The 19128-nt window shown below is 42.2% G+C and carries 23 protein-coding genes and 1 pseudogene; 6 read left to right on the top strand and 18 right to left on the bottom strand.

Going from position 1 to position 19128, the window contains the following annotated elements; translation table 11 throughout:
* A partial coding sequence (locus tag AKG39_RS20525) for a helix-turn-helix transcriptional regulator (protein WP_242852611.1) occupies positions 1–273 on the bottom strand: 273 nt, incomplete at its 3' end.
* A gap of 119 nt (positions 274–392) precedes the next feature.
* On the opposite strand from AKG39_RS20525, the gene AKG39_RS12650 reads away from it, so the two are divergent.
* Positions 393–884, top strand: a complete 492-nt coding sequence (locus AKG39_RS12650) for a cysteine hydrolase family protein (RefSeq protein ID WP_050740767.1) — start codon at positions 393–395, stop codon at positions 882–884.
* Positions 885–947: 63 nt separating this feature from the next.
* On the opposite strand, the gene AKG39_RS12645 is transcribed toward AKG39_RS12650, so the two are convergent.
* The 3 genes from AKG39_RS12645 to AKG39_RS12635 form a co-directional block, all read right to left on the bottom strand.
* The gene (locus tag AKG39_RS12645; protein WP_160316191.1) at positions 948–2291 is read right to left on the bottom strand and encodes an MBL fold metallo-hydrolase; all 1344 of its coding nucleotides are present in this window, start codon (positions 2289–2291) and stop codon (positions 948–950) included.
* A 174-nt stretch (positions 2292–2465) separates the two neighbouring features.
* Positions 2466–3137: a Fic family protein gene (locus AKG39_RS12640; protein ID WP_050740765.1), complete on the bottom strand. Its 672-nt coding sequence runs from the start codon at positions 3135–3137 to the stop codon at positions 2466–2468.
* 49 nt (positions 3138–3186) lie between these two features.
* Complete coding sequence (locus AKG39_RS12635; protein ID WP_050740764.1) at positions 3187–3735, bottom strand: cysteine hydrolase family protein; 549 nt, start codon at positions 3733–3735, stop codon at positions 3187–3189.
* A 31-nt stretch (positions 3736–3766) separates the two neighbouring features.
* On the opposite strand from AKG39_RS12635, the gene AKG39_RS12630 reads away from it, so the two are divergent.
* The 4 genes from AKG39_RS12630 to AKG39_RS12615 all read left to right on the top strand — a co-directional run bounded on the left by AKG39_RS12630 (position 3767) and on the right by AKG39_RS12615 (position 6239).
* Positions 3767–4012, top strand: coding sequence for a transporter substrate-binding domain-containing protein (locus AKG39_RS12630; protein ID WP_050740763.1), 246 nt, complete (start codon positions 3767–3769; stop codon positions 4010–4012).
* A 248-nt stretch (positions 4013–4260) separates the two neighbouring features.
* Positions 4261–4950 carry an amino acid ABC transporter permease gene (locus AKG39_RS12625; RefSeq protein ID WP_050740762.1) on the top strand — a complete coding sequence of 230 codons (690 nt, stop codon included), beginning with the start codon at positions 4261–4263 and terminating at the stop codon, positions 4948–4950.
* 10 nt (positions 4951–4960) lie between these two features.
* A complete protein-coding gene (locus AKG39_RS12620) occupies positions 4961–5680 on the top strand; it encodes an amino acid ABC transporter ATP-binding protein (RefSeq protein WP_050740771.1) in 720 nt (239 codons plus the stop codon).
* A 94-nt stretch (positions 5681–5774) separates the two neighbouring features.
* Entirely contained in the window at positions 5775–6239 is a 465-nt protein-coding gene (locus AKG39_RS12615) for a hemerythrin domain-containing protein (protein ID WP_050740761.1), read from the top strand.
* 194 nt (positions 6240–6433) lie between these two features.
* Here the strand turns inward: AKG39_RS12615 and AKG39_RS19795 are convergent.
* The 7 genes and pseudogenes from AKG39_RS19795 to AKG39_RS12575 all read right to left on the bottom strand — a co-directional run.
* A pseudogene (locus AKG39_RS19795) lies at positions 6434–6627 on the bottom strand (helix-turn-helix transcriptional regulator); the annotation flags it as partial.
* Positions 6628–6676: 49 nt separating this feature from the next.
* Entirely contained in the window at positions 6677–8020 is a 1344-nt protein-coding gene (locus AKG39_RS12610; protein WP_050740760.1) for an MATE family efflux transporter, read from the bottom strand.
* A 34-nt stretch (positions 8021–8054) separates the two neighbouring features.
* On the bottom strand, positions 8055–8543 hold the full coding sequence (locus AKG39_RS12605) for a MarR family winged helix-turn-helix transcriptional regulator (RefSeq protein ID WP_050740759.1): 489 nt from the start codon (positions 8541–8543) through the stop codon (positions 8055–8057).
* A gap of 301 nt (positions 8544–8844) precedes the next feature.
* Complete coding sequence (locus AKG39_RS12600) at positions 8845–10512, bottom strand: metallophosphoesterase (RefSeq protein WP_050740758.1); 1668 nt, start codon at positions 10510–10512, stop codon at positions 8845–8847.
* 356 nt (positions 10513–10868) lie between these two features.
* Entirely contained in the window at positions 10869–11315 is a 447-nt protein-coding gene (locus AKG39_RS12590) for an aminoacyl-tRNA deacylase (RefSeq protein ID WP_050740756.1), read from the bottom strand.
* Positions 11316–11384: 69 nt separating this feature from the next.
* Positions 11385–13649, bottom strand: coding sequence for an EAL domain-containing protein (locus AKG39_RS12585; RefSeq protein ID WP_050740755.1), 2265 nt, complete (start codon positions 13647–13649; stop codon positions 11385–11387).
* A 463-nt stretch (positions 13650–14112) separates the two neighbouring features.
* Positions 14113–14928, bottom strand: a complete 816-nt coding sequence (locus AKG39_RS12575) for an EFR1 family ferrodoxin (protein ID WP_050740753.1) — start codon at positions 14926–14928, stop codon at positions 14113–14115.
* Between the two features lie 569 nt (positions 14929–15497).
* Between AKG39_RS12575 and AKG39_RS12570 the strand changes: the two genes are divergently transcribed.
* Complete coding sequence (locus tag AKG39_RS12570) at positions 15498–15947, top strand: universal stress protein (RefSeq protein ID WP_050740752.1); 450 nt, start codon at positions 15498–15500, stop codon at positions 15945–15947.
* Positions 15948–16280: 333 nt separating this feature from the next.
* Here AKG39_RS12570 and AKG39_RS12565 read toward each other — a convergent pair whose 3' ends face one another.
* The 7 genes from AKG39_RS12565 to AKG39_RS20365 form a co-directional block, all read right to left on the bottom strand.
* Positions 16281–16931 (bottom strand): hypothetical protein, encoded by a 651-nt coding sequence (locus tag AKG39_RS12565; protein WP_050740751.1) that lies wholly within the window; start codon positions 16929–16931, stop codon positions 16281–16283.
* Positions 16932–17135: 204 nt separating this feature from the next.
* On the bottom strand, positions 17136–17288 hold the full coding sequence (locus tag AKG39_RS20100) for a hypothetical protein (RefSeq protein WP_160316189.1): 153 nt from the start codon (positions 17286–17288) through the stop codon (positions 17136–17138).
* Positions 17289–17457: 169 nt separating this feature from the next.
* Positions 17458–17889 carry a C-GCAxxG-C-C family protein gene (locus tag AKG39_RS12560; protein WP_050740770.1) on the bottom strand — a complete coding sequence of 144 codons (432 nt, stop codon included), beginning with the start codon at positions 17887–17889 and terminating at the stop codon, positions 17458–17460.
* A 31-nt stretch (positions 17890–17920) separates the two neighbouring features.
* Positions 17921–18079 (bottom strand): hypothetical protein, encoded by a 159-nt coding sequence (locus AKG39_RS20095; RefSeq protein ID WP_160316188.1) that lies wholly within the window; start codon positions 18077–18079, stop codon positions 17921–17923.
* Positions 18080–18139: 60 nt separating this feature from the next.
* Positions 18140–18310, bottom strand: coding sequence for a hypothetical protein (locus AKG39_RS20090; RefSeq protein ID WP_160316187.1), 171 nt, complete (start codon positions 18308–18310; stop codon positions 18140–18142).
* Positions 18311–18370: 60 nt separating this feature from the next.
* Positions 18371–18865 carry a hypothetical protein gene (locus AKG39_RS12555; protein WP_050740750.1) on the bottom strand — a complete coding sequence of 165 codons (495 nt, stop codon included), beginning with the start codon at positions 18863–18865 and terminating at the stop codon, positions 18371–18373.
* Positions 18866–18877: 12 nt separating this feature from the next.
* Positions 18878–19128, bottom strand: a 251-nt coding sequence (locus tag AKG39_RS20365) for a hypothetical protein (protein WP_207642516.1), incomplete at its 5' end; no start/stop codon positions are given.

Raw genomic sequence — 19128 nt, 5'->3', positions numbered from 1 at the left:
GATCATGTTGGAAAGACTGGACAGCCCCATCAAGATCGCGGAAAGGTCGGCGATCGAAAAAACCTTTCGATCAATCTTGTATTGCTGCATGATTTCAAAGCCGCCGCCGACTCCCGATGCCCCGCGCACCGGAATACCCGCCATGTTGATCGAGTCAATATCGCGATAGATTGTGCGGGGTGAAACTTCAAACATAGCTGCTAACTCCTGTGCGCCGATCCGCTTTTTATCAAGGAGTATCATAATAATGCTAATCAGCCGGTCAACTTTCATCTGATCGCCACCTTCCAAAATTTCTTGACATCATTATAGATTGTTGCCATACTGTTGTCAACAATTACACGATATAATAAAAAGTAAACAAATTAATCTATCCATCAGGAGGAAACACGATGCAGAAAAAAGCCTTAGTCATAATCGATATTCAAAATGACATAACCAAGAATTACAAGGAAATTATTGGCAATATCAATAACGCGATTGATTGGGCCGTCAATACTGATATTCATGTTATTTATATCCGGCATGAAAATTTATCAGCCGGCACGCGGACTTTTAAACCCAATACCCATGGGTCAGAATTAGCTTCAGACTTGAAAATAGTATCACAAAATATTTTTACAAAATCCAAAGGAAACGCCTTAAGCTGTGAAGAATTTGCAGACTTTATTGTTGAAAATGAAATATCTGATTTCTACATAGCCGGAGCCGATGCGGTTGCTTGTGTTAAATCAACCTGTTACAACTTACGCAAAGCAAATTATGGCGTTACTGTCCTGTCCGATTGCATTACCAGTTATGATAAAAGGAAAATTGACGAAATGCTACGTTATTATGAAAGTAAGGGTAGTAAAATTATTTGTTTGAATGACCTATTCGCATGAAGGGACGTTCTTTCGTGTTCTAGTAAATGAAATCTGCCTAAAAGAACCGTCCCTCCGATCTCCCTATTCAAGATTTCTGTACATTTTAACGCCACCGGTTATGACTACTGTATCGTACCCCTTCACTTTAAGGTATGCTGCTGCTGTTGTCGCTCTGTTACCTGAACCACAAAGAACATAAAGAGTCTTATCCTGATCCAGTTTTTCGAGGCTCCCATAGAGACTCTTTAAAGGAATGCTCACTTTGTTCTTGTCCGGGTCTCTATTTTCCATTTCATTGTAATCTCTTATGTCCAAGAGTATGAAGTCATCGCCCTTTGGCATTTCCTTATATGCTTTTGCAGATATTGTAGCAAGCTGGTCTACCTCGTGGCCTGTTTCCTGCCACATTTCAATGCCATCAGGCAAGTAACCAGCAATATTGTCAAATCCCATTCTTCTGCAATACCAGTAGATCTCTTCCATCTCTCCCATTTGTCCGTCAATAACAAAAGCTATTTTGACATCCGGTAAGTATATGGATCCCAGGAAAGCAGTAATATTTCCTTTGGGTAAATAAATTGATCCGGGGATATGTCCTCCGATATAACCCTCTTTTGTTCTGGCATCTATCAGAAGAATCTCGTCTTTCATTGCGGCTACTTCATCAACAGTCAATGTATTAAGCACAACTTCATTTCTAACAAAGTCCGCACCTTTTACGTTGAGAACCTCCATCCGCTCAAAATATCTTGGCTTGATTCTCATTCTTGCAAACTTCTCAATAAACACTTCCTTTGAACGCACCTGCAACAGCTTATTTGTAGCCTTTTCATATCCGAATGATGAATACGGTCTTTCAGCCATAGTGTCACCACATGCGGATCCTGCACCATGGGCTGGGCACAGCAGCACATGATCACCCATTGGAAGTAACTTTTCGAACACACTCTCGTATAGAAGCCCTGTCATTTTTTCAAGGTTCTCTTCGCCATAGAAGTCAGTTCTTCCAAGGTCCCCCATAAATAAGCAGTCCCCTGTGAATACCATATACGCTTTCTCTATTCCCTCTTCATACACCGCATAGCTCATATGACCCAATGTGTGTCCTGGCGTGTGAATTGCCTTTACAATTATCTTCCCGATGTCAAGTTGGAACCCTTCCTGAATTCTTTCTCCATATACATGTCCCAGGTCCTCATGGTCAGAAATGTATATCGTCGCGCCTGTTTTTTCAGCCAGCTCCATCGACCCTACAATAAAGTCCTCATTTCTGTGAGTCTCAAAAATATACTTTATTCTCATACCGGCTTTTCTGGCTTCATGCATGTAAATCTCTACATCTCTCATTGGATCGATTACTGCAATATCGTGCGAGTCACCTATCATATATGAATAATGTGCAAGCCCTTTAGTTTCAAACTTCATAAAAAACATAATATTCTCCTTATTTTTTGTATATGTTTGATATAATATATCAATTTAACACATGCTATATTATTTAAAATATATACCCTCAAAGAGGGTATATATTCCTATAACCTATTATGGTTTTCGTGCTTACGCATGGTATTCCGTAAACAAACACAATCAGCCAGACGATCAGCCTGAGTTGATGAAAATCGGTCCTGGCGTTTTAAACAACAAAGCACTTATTCCGGTTGCCGTATTTGTTACCCCCAGCAGTCCCAACTCCGTAAATTTCAGCACGAAGCTGCGGATGGTGGCATAGGCCGCGTCACCGTGGTCTTTTTCCAGGGTCTTGGTGGAAAACTCGTCAGTTCCGTAGGCGGCCAGCACAAACTCGAACAGTGATTTTTCTTTTTCGGTGATTAAGCCATCCCTCAGGGCCTGTTCATAGACGGCCAGGCTGTCGGTTTTCGGTGCCGCCAAAGGAGAGAGCTGGTTATATACTTCGTCAATGAAATAAACCAGAAAGGGAGTTGCATCGAGGACCCCGCTGATTTTGGCATTATCCTCTGTGCGGGTAAAGGCCTGGTAATACTTTTTGCGGGTGGCACTGATGCGGTTTGAAAAGGGAATAAATAGAGCTGAGGCGTACCCCTGCTGGACGAGATACCATAAATGGAGCAGCCTGGCCATGCGTCCGTTGCCATCGAAGTAGGGATGCAGATAGCCGATGTAAAAATGAATGATCACCCCTTTCAGCAGGTCGTTCATTTCATTTTCGCCATTGATGAATTCAATCAACTGTTCCATATACGCGGGCAGTCTGTCATGAGGCAAACCGCAGTGCTCGATCTGATCCCCCATAATATAGACAGCATCCTGCTCTTTCAGGCGACGCCCCTTTATAAACCTATCATTTTTTGTTACTATAGCGTCTATTCGTCACTTTAATTTTAAGGCTTTCCATAACATTCAAAGCTTCCTCGTTTAACTGGTCATCATTACTTGCAGTGCAGGAAGCATCCACAACTATTTCAGCTTTCGGCAACGCCACTTTTGACAGCACCGCATTGGAAAAGACGCAAATATTGGAGATAACGCCCGCAACCTCAACACTATCATATTTATGATTAGCAAGAAAATCAGCCAATTCCAAAGACCCGTAAGCGTTTTTTTCAAAATAATGATCTGTTTCATCACAAAGCGTTGCTATTTTTCCATACAGAAGCCATCCCTCCGTCTCCTTGGTACAGTCAGAAAGTGGAAGTTCGCTGCACTCCTCCTGATTATTCGCATATTCTTTAGGAAGGGTGTCTAATGTATAAGCGATTTCATCACCATTTCTTCGATACTCTCTGATTTTTTGGGCAATGTCATCTTCCAAATCAACTGCTTTCTGAAAGCCAAGAGGCCCAGTTACAAAATCATTCTGATAATCGATCACTAAAAGTATTTTTTTCATAAAATGTTATCCTTTCTAACATGAAGTTAGCATGAAGGGACGGTTAGATGGATTGGTAACAAGTAAAGTTGTTGGAACCCGAGCACCCATTGACTTTGGGGTGGAAATACAACCAATTGGGGAATTGCTTTATGCTGAAGACATTGCCATGGCCATCAGAAAAGAAGATACAAAATTACTGGAGGAAGTAAACAAAGCTTTAAAATCAATAATAGAAGATGGAACCTATGAAGAAATCAGCAACAAATGGTTTGGCATGAATATTTTAGAAAAGTAAGTTCGGTTACTTAAATTAAAAAAGCCATTAGACTATCAGTGTCATAAACAACGCTGATAGTCTAATGTTGTGTAATAAGCAAATTATCTGAGCAGCATACCAGAAGGTTTTAAATTTTGAGTGTCTGGGTATGGCAACTCTTTATTACTGGCCCTTACATCAGTATTTCCTTTGCGTTGCTGCCGTGAGGATGTGCTGTTGCAGCAGTCTCAAAGGATCAATGATAATAATGAAACAGGAGAAATATTATGGATACGTTAACAGGTTTTTACGATAGTGTTATTGCATTTCTTGCGACTGTTGCGACATTTGTCCCAAAGTTTATCCCGGGTGTTTGGCTAACATTACAATTAGCTTTCTTTTCGATATTGATCGGTACGGTTATTGGCCTTTTCGTAGCTGTTATGAAGCTGAGCCAAAATAAATTTTTAATTAAAATTATGAATATCTACATTACGATTATCCGGGGTACGCCACTTTTATTACAATTATACTTTATCTTTTATGGGTTGCCCAGTATGGGAATTATGATTGACAGTTTTCCCTCGGCGGTGCTGGGGTTGGCACTCCATAGTGGGGCCTATATTAGTGAAATTTTCAGAGGTGCGATTGAATCTGTTGATTATGGGCAAAGAGAAGCGGCGAGATCTTTGGGCATGACCAGTTGGCAGGCCACCCAAAGGATTATTTTACCACAGGCTTTTAAACGCTCAATACCTGCTCTGGGGAATCAGTTTATTATGGCCGTGAAAGATTCATCTCTTGCCAGTGTTATCACCATTACAGAAACCATGTTGTTGGCAAGACAATTTGCGGCGGCTACCTTTAATGTTTTTCCTATTTTTTTCACCGCTGGTGCTTATTATTTAATTATTACGATGATCCTGACAAAGCTGCTTAGTAAGTTAGAAACAAAACTAAAAATAAATGAAAGGTGACGGAATGAGTATGATCCAAATTAAAAATCTTCATAAATCGTTTGGAGATATTGAAGTATTAAAAGGAATTAACCTGACTATCAATGAAAGTGAAGTCGTTTGTCTTATTGGATCCAGCGGTTCTGGTAAAAGCACGCTACTTCGGTGTATTAACTTTCTTGAAAAGAAAACTGCCGGAGAAATCTGGATTGATGGAGAATTAGTTCAGGAAAAGCAAATTAATCGTATCCGCCAAAAGGTCGGAATGGTTTTTCAACATTTTGACTTATTTCCCCATATGACGGTTATTCAAAATGTAATGGAAGGACCGATCACAGTAAAAAAAATGCCTAAAAGCCTCGCAAAAGTTCTGGCCATGGACCTTCTGGAAAAAGTGGATATCAAAGAAAAAGCCGACGAATATCCCGCCCTGTTATCAGGTGGTCAGCAGCAACGGGTGGCCATTGCCCGATCCCTTGCCATGGAACCCAGTGTCATCTTATTTGATGAACCCACATCAGCCCTGGATCCGGAATTGGTTGGAGAAGTGCTTAAAGTTATCAAGGATCTCGCCAAAGAAGGAAGGACCATGATTGTTGTAACCCATGAAATGGGGTTTGCTAAAGAAGTGGCCGATCGTGTGATTTTTCTTGATGATGGGCGTATCGTTGAAGAAGGTACCCCGGTAGAAATATTTGATCATCCTCAGCATGAAAGATTACAAATTTTTCTGGGACAGATTCTAGTATAGAAAACAATCATGAGCTTTATTTAATGATTATGTTTATATTTTTTAAATAAGGGTAATTTACGACTAGTAAAAAAATATTTTTTAAGGAGTTAGTATGGATATTTTTAAAGAAATTAAAAAAGAGCATGATGAATTTAAAAAGATCGCCGAAAAAATAAGTCCCACCAGTGAACGAGCCATAAAAACAAGAACCGATAGTTTCGCTAAACTTAAGCTTGAGTTAACTGCTCATCACGAAGCTGAAGAAGAAGTACTTGTTCCTGTTTTAAAAGAAAATAAAGCTACCAGGCAAATGGGTATAGAAATAGTAGAAGAGCATAATATCTTAAAGAAGCTAATGGAAGAGCTTGAAAGCCTTTCTGTCGATGACGAAACCTGGATCGTCAAATTTAAAGTATTTAATGAAATTATGGAAAAACATACGGATGAAGAAGAACACGAAATTTCCAAGAAGACTCATGAAGAATTTGAACAGAAAAGACTTGATGAACTGGGAGATCTATTTGAAGCAGAGGACAAAAAGATTGAAAAGCAGCTTAAGCAGAAAAAGCAGGAATGATCAAACATTCCAAAACAAACTTAAAAACAGCCATTTTAGCAGCACAAAGCCGCTAAAATGGCTGTTTTTTTAAGGTCTCAGCTGGGTTAGTGCTTTGGACTATTTATACTTTCCGGTACAGATCAAATTACTCAAAAAGACGAAGAGACGCTTCGGGATCAGTAAAAATTTCGGCTTTATTGCTTTTTGTTTTTCTCAAAATAGGATTGGATGTTCCGGTTGCCCATCCACGGACTTAAATCGATACATATTTGATTTGCTTTTAATTCAATGTCTTTCGCTCTGTCGGCAGGGATAAAACTTCAAACATAGCTGCTAACTCCTGTGCGCCGATCCGCTTTTTATCAAGGAGTATCATAATAATGCTAACCAGCCTGTCAACTTTCAACGGATCGCCGCCTTCCAAAATTTCTTGTTATCATTTTGTCGATAATTCTCTACCGATCCGTTGGACAGATTTTGAAGATGCTCTGCTGCTGCTTAAAATACCAAAAAGTCAGACCCAGACTCAGCGCTTCGGCCACCGGCAACGCCATCCAGATTCCCTGAATGCCAAATAATTGGGGCAGTAACAGAATCATAATCACCTGTAAAAAAAGGGTGCGGGTAAATGAAATTATCGCCGAAACCCGACCGTCGCCCAAGGCTGTAAAATAGGCCGACGCAAAAATATTGAACCCGCAAAACAAAAATGATACAGCAAAAATCCGAAAACCATGCACGGTCAACTCAATCAGTACCGGATTATCCCCAAGGAAAATAGACACCAGGGCCGGCGCCGCCAATTCTGAAATAATGAACATGGCCACCGACACCACCCCCACAATTTTCAAGCAGCTGTGGTAGAGTTTTTTTAGCTCATCCCCTTTTCGGGCCCCAAAATGGTAACCGATCACCGGTGCTGCACCGATTGAAAACCCGATCAGTACCGCGGTGAAAATAAATTCGATATAAAGCATCACCGAAATAGCCGCCACCCCGTCTTCGCCAAGAAGTCGCATCAGCCGAATATTAAAAAGCACCGTAATCAGCGAGCGGGAAATATTGGTGACCATTTCTGAGGCACCATTACTCATACTTGCCAGGAGCATTGACAGATCCTTGACTGGTTTTGAAAATTGCAGGCGACTGCTGTTGGCCGAAAAAAAATAAAAAACGGGTATCAGACCGCTAATCATAAAGCCGCAGACGGTGGCTATTGCCGCCCCGGACAACCCCATGCCCCATACCCCGACCAGCAGCCAGTCCAGAAAAATATTAATGATACCACTGAGAATACTGAGAAAAAATCCTATTTTAGGCCGCTCCGCGGTTACAAAAAAAGACTGAAAAAAACCCTGGAGCATAAAAAAGCCAGTGCCCAGGGCACAGATCCGCCCATATGTCACCGCGTCGCCAATAATGAGTTCGCTGGCACCCATAAAATAGCAGAGGGGCTCCATAAAAATAAAGGCGAGCAGGGATAAAAAAACACCCATCAGAACAGTAACCAGGGTTAAAAATGAAAAATACTGATTGGCCGCTTGATCCCGTTTCTCCCCCATCGCCCGGGCCACCTCCGCCGTGCCCCCGGTGCCCAGCATAAAGCCAAAAGATCCGATGGTCATGATCAAGGGAAACACAATGTTAACCGCTGCCAGGCCATTGCTGCCCACGTAGCGTCCCACAAAAAAACCATCCACGACACTATAAATGGAAATGAAGACCATCATCAATATCGATGACATGGTAAAACGCAGGAGTTTTCTGGTTGTAAATTTTTCTGATAATTGAATATGCATAAAGCCTCTTGTCTTTCCCTAAATATTTCTAACTTCAGTCGTTATTATTTGCGGCTAACGGCTCTTCCGACTTAATCAGATCCCTTGTTTCCTGTTCGAGAAATTTAAGATAGAGCCGTGACCCTTCAATTAATTGCCGCCGACCCTCCTCGCCCATTCTAAAAAACACCCGATTTTCTGCCTCAAGTACCGGTGCGATCTTTTCATTGGCAAAAGCATGGCCTTTTTCAGTCAGCATCATCTGCCTGCTGCGTTTGTCGTTAGCATCGGTTCGCCGCCTCAGGTAACCCTTTGTCTCCAGATGCTTCTGGGCCGTATTGACCGTCTGTTTGCTCATGCAGTATTGATCGCAGATATCTTTCTGGGTGCACTGATCTTTAGATGCAAAAAGATAATAAAGCACCCAATATTCACTGGTTGGCAAATTGCTATGCCTGGCCAGTTCATTATAAACAGCCCCGGTTTCTTTGAAAATATGATTATAGTCGACTAATTCTGCTTCGATCTGTTTTTGTACTTTCACAATTCCTCCGTTTAGTCCGTATTCGGACTATATTAGTTTATCCGATTGTTCTTCCTTTGTCAAGCAATCGCTATTATACTAGCCAGAATTTATTTTAATGTCATGGCGCAATTTTCTTCGTATTTCCATCGATGAAAACTGGTGTATAAAGAGCATGAGGGGCCGGATCGGTCCATGACGATTATACCCGGGATCAAACCGGAACGGCAGCACGTGTACTTCAGAAACAGAAAAACGCGCTGCAACGGTTCGATTCCGTTGCAGCGCGTTTTTTTAACGAATTGATCGTGGTTCGATCCCCCTAGGGATTGGTGATTGCCTGACCTTCCGCCCATTGGGTAACGGTTTTGTCGGTGGCATACTGATAGAGATTCACGATTTCAATATCAGAATCCGCTTTTGGCGGTGAAATCACCACAAAGTTCATGGTTGGATTCCCGGTCGCATGATCACTCCAGGTGCCGCTGTTGGCATAGATGGTTTTCTGATTGGCAGCATTGCTCATGGCAGTGATCCGGGCATGATGGGTGTGTCCGAAGACCACAATCCGTTTGGTTGGGTCAGTATCAAAAATCTGGGTCTGGGCCTGGGAATCGATAAAGGCGGTGTCGGCGGATTTGGTAATGGCATCGCTGACCGGGATGTTTACCTTCACCCCATTGATGGTTTGGCGTTCATCCCAGGTGTTCTCAATGTCCTGATACAGATTCATGCCCAGGGTACCATCTTCATTCTGGTGCGGCAGAATATCATTAACGGCATAGGTCTGAGTGAAGCCATCAATATTTGTTGTAATGGTTGCATCGGCGTAGCTTTCATTAATCGGGATGTTGGTCAGAAGGGCTTTCCAGACCTGCGCATAGCGATAAATATTCAGCTGGCTGGCATCCGTTTTATCCACCTTTAATTCAGGGAAGGTGTTGGTTGTTTTAGGAAATCCTTCTGCGATTGAAGACGTTCCGATCCGGGCGTAGAAGTAAGCCGACGGCAAAATAGAGGTGCCATTTTGGGTAATATCCCGGTTTGAAATGGGATCCGGTGCGGAGAAAAAATCATACCGGTGCCCATGTTCAATGACAATTTCCGAATTGGTTCCGGTGACATAGGTTCCCAGCCCCTGCATGCTGTCCCGGGCCTGGTTGATGCCGGGGAAAATCCGGGCAAGATCGGCATCGGTTGCCAGCAGATCATGGTTCCCCGGTGTATAGGTGACTTTGATTGCACCGCTCTGGATGATTCGATTGATGGCATCAACGACAGTTTTATTATTTGCCGCCACCGCATCATAAAAAGCAGATTGGGTAGCCGGCATGGTATAATCCATGGGAAGCATCCAGAAATCAAGGAAATCCCCGGCGATAACCAACTCTTTCACATTGGGGGATGCATTCAGCTGATCCAGATAATCAACCAGAGGCTGTCTGTTTGCCACGGTTGATGTATACGCATCATCGATACCCAAATGGATGTCACTGATAATATGAATCTGGGTTCGCTCATTGTTCAGATCCATATTTCCGGCTAGATTCAATTGATAATTGGTAGCAAAATACCCCACAAACTCACTGGCCAGACTGTCACCGGATTTGGATTGCAAATCACGGCTGATGGTAAGCTGATATGTTTCCCCCTGGGTCAAAGGGGACATTGCTTTGTTGTTGATTTGAATTACCATGGGATCTGCGGCATCTATTTTTATGATACTCGGTTCTTCCACCGCATTCCCATTTTTATCGATGCGATACAGTTTAATCGCATCGGTAATTGTTTTGGGTTCAATTTTTTCGGTGAAGGTCAGGCTGATGGTCGTAACCGTGTCGTTCAAGGTTGGATCATTGGAATCCTCGGATGTGGCAACGTTTGTCTTAACAGTCATTATCCCTTGCTGTTTCGGGAACCAAAGCACTAAAGCCAGCGTCACCAGCACACCAACCCCAACAATAAGCAACAGCTTTTTCTTTTCATTCATTTTTTTTCTCCTCTTTTTGTCATTCAATCTGATCAATCAGCCATTTTTGAATACGTTATCAATTTCCGGCTGTTCAACCCAATTTAACATTTCGAAACATTATAGCATTTAATTGTCGAAATGGAAAGATTAAAAAAAACATGAAAACATGCCCAAGCTTGTCGTCTTCCTCCCCCCTCTTCACGTCCTTCTTTTCGTCCTTCATCGATTCCTTCATTTCTAATACCGATACTTCATGTTTTTTAACATCTCTATCAAATTTAACCCTCATTTCATATTTTTATTGTTTAAATTTTCTTCTTTTGTGCAGACAGTGTCTGCACAAAAGAATTGTCGCTTGTACATAAGCGTACTCTTCAATCAATTTCCGCCACAATATCATTGACCTTTATAAGATCCCGGGGATTTATTTTCAAGGTAAAATTGGCATCTCCAACCCCTCCATAAACATAGGGATAGTTTAATAAATGTTGATCCAGTACACAGGGCAAGTGATGCCCCACCAGGGGAACGCTTCCCGCTTCAAAACCACTGGCTTCTGAAACCTCCTCTGCGCTTGCCATTCGCACATTTTTGCATTGCAAAATTTTCTTGATCTGTTTAAAATCGATCCGGTCCCGGTCTCCGGATAAGAGTAAAGCGAAATAACCCTTTTCGCTTTTAATGATGATCGTCGGTGCAGTCTCACAAATTTCATAAACCCCCAGGGCATCATTAACCGACAAGATGGGCTTTTCATTCGGCAATATTTCGAAATCCACAGCGCTGTTATTCAGCAATATCCTGAGTTCTTCCATTGTCATTCTGTCCCCTTTACAATTTTTAGTATCTGCTCATCGGAAAGATTCCCCCGAAGCCGCTGGAAAAGATGGCTACCTGGCACTATTACCCGGAACTTTAAAATAGTCGGCAGGTGCATCCGCGGTAAAACTGCGGTCTTCAAAAACAGTGCTTTTCTTTACTTTTATTTGAACTTCAAAAAGAATTTTCATCAAATTATCTCTTTCATCTTCATTGATTGAAAACTTGACACCATATTGGTATAAATGATCACTTAATTCTTCTATATGTACAGGGTTACCGTAAACCTTAATTTTTTTATCCAATAGGCTGGTTTCAAATTGAAGGGTGAATGCCCGTTCAACGGGAAATTGAATGTCCGAAATAAAACATAGTCCGCCAGGACCGATATCTCTAATCAATATTTTGGTATTCCCCACATCCATTATCTTTTCCTTGATTTTTAAAATGACGAGATCTGCTTGCAAATATTTGTGAAAAATCAAGCGAAAATAGTTGCGCCGTTCATCGACAAGCTCGGCATAAGTACTCCTTGGCAGAAGCGGCTCACATGTTCCCTTTTCCAGAATTTTTTTAAACGTATTCTTCGGCAATGGTCTTGAAAAAATATTGCCCTGACCAGCGTAACAGTTTAATTGTTGCAAAAAGGATATTTGCTCCCAATTCTCAATTCCCGTTGCCATGAGTTTGATATTCAATTCTCTGGTCAGATTGACAACGGTCTGGACCATCAGTGCACTCGCTTTATTCATGAAAATATTATTCAAAAAAGACCCATCCATGATTAATACATCGATATTAAAGTTCTTCAGACAGGAAAGGCTGAAGGACGCATCATTGAGAGCCACTTTTATTCCCATGGACCGTAATTTTTGAATATTGCCCTGAATATTTTCCGATTCATTGGTTAAAAGGTTTTCGGTTACCTTAACGATTAATAATTTTGGATTTAACTTAAATTCATCAAAAATGTTATGGATATGCTGGGCAAAATTCTTTTCGAAAAACTGGATACTGGAAAAATTAACCATTACCCTGGGGTTGGGTAATCCTTTTTTTAACATGGTTTTACAGTTGTGGCAAAGCTCTTTCAGCATCCATTTTTCCATTTCGATAATACTGCCCGTTTCTTCTGCCAGATAAATAAATTCATCGGGTGACACCAGTCCCCAGGCCGGATGATTCCAGCGAATCAATGCTTCGACTACCAGAATTTTTCTATTTTTCAGTTTGACCACCGGCTGATAAAATATTTCAAACTGGTTTTTTTTGATGGCTTTTCTAAAATCGTTTCGCAGTTCAAATTGTTTGTAATTCTGAATACTGAAATCCGTGCAATAATATTTGTACTTGTTTTTTCCTTCTTTTTTTGCCCAAAGCAAGGCGATATTGGCTTGTTTAATAAGAAATTCACCATTTCCATCGGCACTCTCCCGGGTGTCCATATACCGGCACTCCTTGGAAAAAAGACTGATCCCCATGCTCATCGATACCTCAAATTCATAATTATCAACCTTAAAAGGCGGTAAAAACAAAGCGACGAGATTCTTAGCCAAGGTCTCATAGGCCCCCATATCAGCCAGGTTTTTGACAATAATACCGAACTGATCCTCAGCATAGCGTCCCATCAATTGATCGGATTTTAAGAACATTTTCAGGCGAATCATTATTTTGATGATCATCTGGTCACCAAAATGAAAACCCAGTGCGTCGTTAATATATTTAAGTTTCTCAAAATCAAGCATCAGCACCGCCAATGATGTGCCTTTTTCTTTGGCAAGCGCATACTGCTCCGCCAGCAGCATCTTGAAATAATGTCGATTGGGGAGGTTGGTGAGTTCGTCATGGGTAACTGTATAGTGAAGTTTCTCTTCGGTTTTTACTCTTTTGGTAACATTAGTGAAACTCAGCAAAATCCCTTCAATGGCAGGATTCCCCAATAAGTTTTGCATACTGACTTCCAGATAAACGTTTTGACCGGATTTTTTTTTATATGTCAGCACATTCTGGCTTTTACTACTCGGATTTTCTAAAACAAAGTCGATCATTCCCGCTAATTTTTCCAGCTCTTTGCCCTTGTAAAGTTTGTATATTTTTTCACCAATTAATTTTTCTGGTTTGTAATTTATCACTTTTGTTGAGGCATCACTGATATATTTGATGGTGCCGTTCGCTTCAATAATTTCATATACTGTTTCAGATTCCTCGATCAATGCCTGAAATCGATCCCCAGCCCCTTTTTTTTCACTATGTTTCTTAACCAGCTGCTGAACATAGTGTTGGTTTTCATCCCATATTTGTGGTTTCTTTTCATTAGCTTTTTTATTTAAACTCATACCAGTCCTCCTTTTCTATGCATCTATTTTAACTGCATTATACCTCCTACAGAGCTAACGCATTGTAAAATATATTTAACATAAGAGGGAGCCGGTGAAAGATTACTGAAAGCTCCAAGCACTAAGGGATTTTCCAGGATTGCAGAACTCTTTATTACTGGTTTTTCTTGTATTTAATTTTGGTTCAGGCAACACCAATTTATTAACACCACCAACAGGATTAAATGCACAAAAGACGACCAAAACTGTTGTTATCAATTCGGGTCGTTTTATAATAATTTCTTGCTCCGATTTCTGACTTAAAAGCTGACCGGTCAAAAGCATTCACGCCTGTTTTTTCACCGTGATCTTTTTAGTATAGGTACAGCCCTTGTGATAATAGTATCATCTCAAGTACTGCCGGTATCATTAGCGTGTACTGACGGTATTCTTAGCGTGAAATAATCAATCAAGCGCTGTTTCGCTATTCCATCGGCCCCTGATAGCGGGGGAACTGCTGGGGATCGGCATAGACGCCGTCCATGGTGATGGAACCGGTAGGACAGAAATTATAGCAGCGCATGCAGGCCGTGCAGCCGGGCAGAAAGGTAAACCCATCTCCGTCAAAGCGGATACTCCCCGTCGGGCAATTGTTGACACAGACCATGCACCGGTTACAGGTTTCCAAATGAACCCCCAGGGTCTGATAATGTCCGGCGATGGCCTCGGGTACTTTCTTACGGATCATGGTGCCGATCATCGTCTGGGGCCCATGGCCCTTGATCCGCTTTTTGCCGGATAGCAGCGAATCCGCCAGTCGGCCAAGCTCCGCTTTTCCCTGCCCCATTCGTTTATGCAGCAGCGCCTGATCAAACGGTTTGGCGTCCGGCTTGGTACTGGTGACATTGTTGCACAAGTGAATATTAACATAGGCCGTCTGCACCAGACCGGAACCAGCCAGCAGCTTTTCCATCTCATTGGGACCAAAAGCGTTCACATAGCCAAAGGTGTTGATCACAAAGGCTTTCTTTTCCGTCTGACCGGGTTGCCGAATAGCGATCAGCCGGTCGATAAAACCCTTCATAATAGGCGGAACATCGCCACCGTAGATAGGATTGGCCAGACCGATGCAGTCCGCCTCCCGGACAATTTCCTGAATCCGCTCATCGCTGAGCTTTTCCCCGAAATCGATGGAAAACATCGCGGCCTGGTGGCCCTTTTCGCTGATGATGGCATTAAAGGTTTCCACCGCCCAGCGGGTGTTACCGGTGCCACTGAAATAAAAGGTTGAGAATTTCATAATTTACCCCTTCCAATTTTAAGTATTTGCTCATCGGGCGTCTGCGGGTTCCACTGAAAAACTTTCACAAGTTTATAAATTAGTCTCAGACTGAGTCCCCTTCTGTCTGATGTTTTTATTTCCCGTAAGTCTCATTATCAATCCAAGAGTTTTTTTACAATCATTTTTATCACATCATGTTCACTTTATTTATAATTTATCATAAATGCATGCCAATAACAATAGAATTCTTGCTTTGCTTTTTAATTGACCATCTCCGGTATTTTTTGCAAAAAAACAGCACTCCGTTAAGAGTGCTTCTGAGTGACGACAAACCTCGTCGCGGCCATTTATTGATCGTTGGCTGCGACAAGATCGTACCGGCTATGCCTATTCAACCTGATGCACATAACCTGATAAACTAAAATCCGCAACGAGGTTTGTCATATTACTTTGGTGTTTTTTGCAATGTTGATAAAGAAGGGTATACCTGAAAAAAAGGGGTATGTATTTAAATAAGAAAAGTTATCCGAGTATAATCGAATAACAAACGGTTAACTAACAAAATTTTATTTATGGAGGAATTACAAATGGAAAAGATTCTTGTGCCTTTAGACGGTTCTGAAATTTCCCTGAAAGCTGCAGATGAAGCGGTTGAATTGGCAAAAATATTTGGCAGTGAAGTGACATTTATTTCCGTCGTAGAAAAAAAAATTCCTTTCTACGGCGTCGGATCAGGAGCTCCAAATACTGCGGATATGGGACTTGAAATTGAAATCGAGAAAAGTGCGTTCAAGTGCTATGATGAACTATTAGATTTTCTTGTTGAAAAATATAAAAGTTCAGGGTTGATATTAAAATCAAAAACTCTAAAAGGCATCGTTGATGAGGAAATTGAGAAGTTTGCCAAAGATGGTCATTTTGATTTAATTGTGATGGGAAGAAGAGGACTCAGTCCGACTAAACGTTTCTTCGTCGGTTCCACCACCAGAAAAATCGTCGACTCAGGACCTGCTTCAGTATTGGTCATCAACGAATAGTTTTTTAAAAATATGGGGGTGCAATCCAATGATAACGTTGGATTGCACCCCCTTTAGCATTGAATATCTTCGTCGGCTGTAACATGAAGGGACGGTTCTTTCGTGTTCACTTGAATGGAATCTGCACAAAAAACCGTCCCTCCCTGATAATACCACACAGGAATTAACTATTCAAAAGTGTTTCCAAATCCGATACCGACACATCCATGCGTTTCGAGGTTTCCGCTAATTTAAATAATCCGCAGTTGAAAACTGCTCGGCAACTTTATGTTAGTGGGAAGGGACAGTTCTTTCGTGTTCATTCGAATCTGCACAAAAGAACAGTCCCTCCGATCACTCATCCCAACCCCGGCCTTCGGTGCAGAGCTCGTCCAGATAACCGTCATCGATGGCTGAACCACGATCTTTATACGGCACCGACCGGGCTCGGCCCATTTTATAATTCCGACAGGATTTGGGGCCGTAACAATATGTTTCAAACCGATATTTCTTAATATCCCGATCAAAGTCCCACTGGATTTCAACATTGGCCATGGCGGCCCAGAAGCAGGTCAAACACTTTCCCTGCCAGGCGCTTTTGCTGAGCATCCGGGCGCCTCTGTCTTCATAAGTTTGCATCGCCGGCAGAGGTCCCGTCCAGGGACATGCCGTCTGGCTTAACGCCTTCTCACGGTCCAGTGTTTTCAGAGCTCCGGCCCGATAATAGTCAGCAAATTCCCGTTTTGGGTACTTTTTCGTCCAGCCGCTGCCGGCGACGTTATCGCCAATTTGAAACCCGGCTTTCTGCTGCTGTTTTTCCGATATGGCCACCCAAAAATCAGTTTTCCCCTCATCACAATCGCCGTTTACCAGCAGGTTATACCCCAAGTGATAATGGGTCCGGTTATCGGTGACATAACGCCATACCCGGGTGCGCGGCTGGATGGCCTTTATTTTCCCGTGCCAATTAATTTTATGAGATTCATTTTCTTCGAAGCGTTTCATGTTTACCTCAGCCTATCTTTTTCTGGAATGATCTCTGTCATTATGAGAATTTTAACGGCCTCAACTTCATTGGAAACGACATGGTCCCGATATCCGATTTTATACCACAGTTCTGCGGTGGCTTGTAATTCAGGCGCCGTTTTTGGCATGAAGCGCGGTCAGACACTGTGGCACTAAAAAATACAAGCATTGGGGTTTTTACGCTTACATTTTAGCAATCATTATTGCCTGCTGTGCTATGTTGATCCCAGTTTCAATGATTTTTTTCCTGTTTTCTTGATCATTCAGATATTCCATTGCCATGTTAATCCCATCCTCTATAAACATGTTGGCAATATCTATTGCGCGCGGCTCCATTGATTTTTTCAGAAATCGACGTTTGTGTCATCTTTGGTATTGAGCACCGTCTTTTGAATAAATGGCCCGCCCGTCGGACCAGGTGCTAAAATATAACTGCTAATTTATGGAAATCGCTTGATCTTTTCACCGTTATTTTACCCTTTCATCCTATCGCAATGAACTGCCGTTAGATAATCGTTTCGGCAATATCAACCGCCGACGCTACCATTTTAGGGCAGAATACCGTAAATAGATTTTTTTCATTGATAACCGCTAATTCTCGTTTATCCGTCAGATCATATCCAAGCAGTTCCCGGCAAATAATTGAGCCGTTGACTGATTTAAATTGACTGACCATCTCCATGACTTTTTGGTTGGTACTATTTTTGCTTTCACTATCATGAACCTGGGCATGTCCATATTTTAAACCAATGGCCATCAACGCGCCAGCAACGGCGCCACACACTTCGCCACAGCACATCCCCCCACCAAAACCGCTACTGATTTTAAGGGCGGTTGTTTCATCGACACCCAATTCCGCTGCAAAAGCAGCAAAGACTGCCTGGGAGCATTGAAATTTATTTTTAAATAGTTCCAGGGCTTTTTCTTGATGGTTCATCATTATTACCTCTTTCATGTTTGTTCGACGCCTAATCCGGCACATCGCAGAGATACTCGTAAATATCTTCTCTCACCGGGTCATTCAGCTGATAATGAATTTCGACTGCCGTTTTATCCGCTTTTTCTGCACTTCCTGTCAATACCACCAGCGCCAGTATGATCATTTCATCTGGGATTCTATCGCCCATGATTTCACCTCACACATTGATGCTTTTATCACCGAACCTGATTAATGCTACTGCCTGGTGTCAAATGAAATATAAATTGGTGTCAGGCTTATCGGCATTGCCCCGGAACATATTTGATGCCCCCGTATCCAATAGATACTGTTTGCCCTTGTATGCGATATGGACCGCCAGGCCATGTTCCCGGTTCAGATTACCGGTGGCTCTATTTTCAATCAGTGCCGTTAGTTTCATTACCTACCTCCTTTGAGGTTATTTATCAATATTCTTTTTCGGCCAACTGTTTTCCAACCATCAGATGGAGCCAGGTGCCTTTAATGCGTTTTTTTTCAGACAGGCTACGTAGTTGGCCACCAGATAATAGTTTTTCAGATCCGTTTCGTCCAAACCCTGAAATGCCACCAGCTCATCGGCCAGCTCACCGCAGCCTTCCACCGCTACATAGGCGGTTTCATACTCCAGCCCCACCATGATGGGACAGCCTTGAAACAACGCTTCCTGCTTTTCATAAAGTACGGTACCCCCATCGCGATTGGGGATCGTAAACACAACCGGCCTTAGATCTCGGCCCGGGGGGATTTTTTCGGCAAAGGGCCGATTCATAGTGATGTTGTTCGTTACAACGGCCAGTGCTTCAGAGGTGTCCACGACTTCCAGCGGATATTTCTGACGGAGATAAGCGATGACCTGATGGATGCTCTTTTTATTGGGCACCAGATGCGGCCGATATGCCTTGAAAACAGATTGCCACTCGGCAATCATTTCTGGTGTTGGTTTGGTTGTGAGCATTGGGGGACCTCCTTAGGGGATTTGGTTGTTGTTTTTATTTTCGCCGCTATTTGCAACTATTCCATGTGTTAAGATAATCGAGGCCGATTTTTCAGACTTAAAAGCTGACCGGTCAAAAGCGTTCACACCTGTTTTTTTACCGTGATCTTTTTTTATAACTGCGGAGAGACAGTTCTTTAGTGTTCTAACGAATGGAATCTGCACAAAAGAACCATCCCTCCGATCTTGCCTATTAATATGTTTATATGTTGGTGTCAGGGAAA

This window comes from Acetobacterium bakii, from assembly GCF_001263355.1.
Lineage (GTDB): Bacteria > Bacillota > Clostridia > Eubacteriales > Eubacteriaceae > Acetobacterium > Acetobacterium bakii.
The sequence above is the reverse complement of the archived record's forward strand: the minus strand, read 5'-3'. Positions and strand labels throughout refer to the sequence as shown.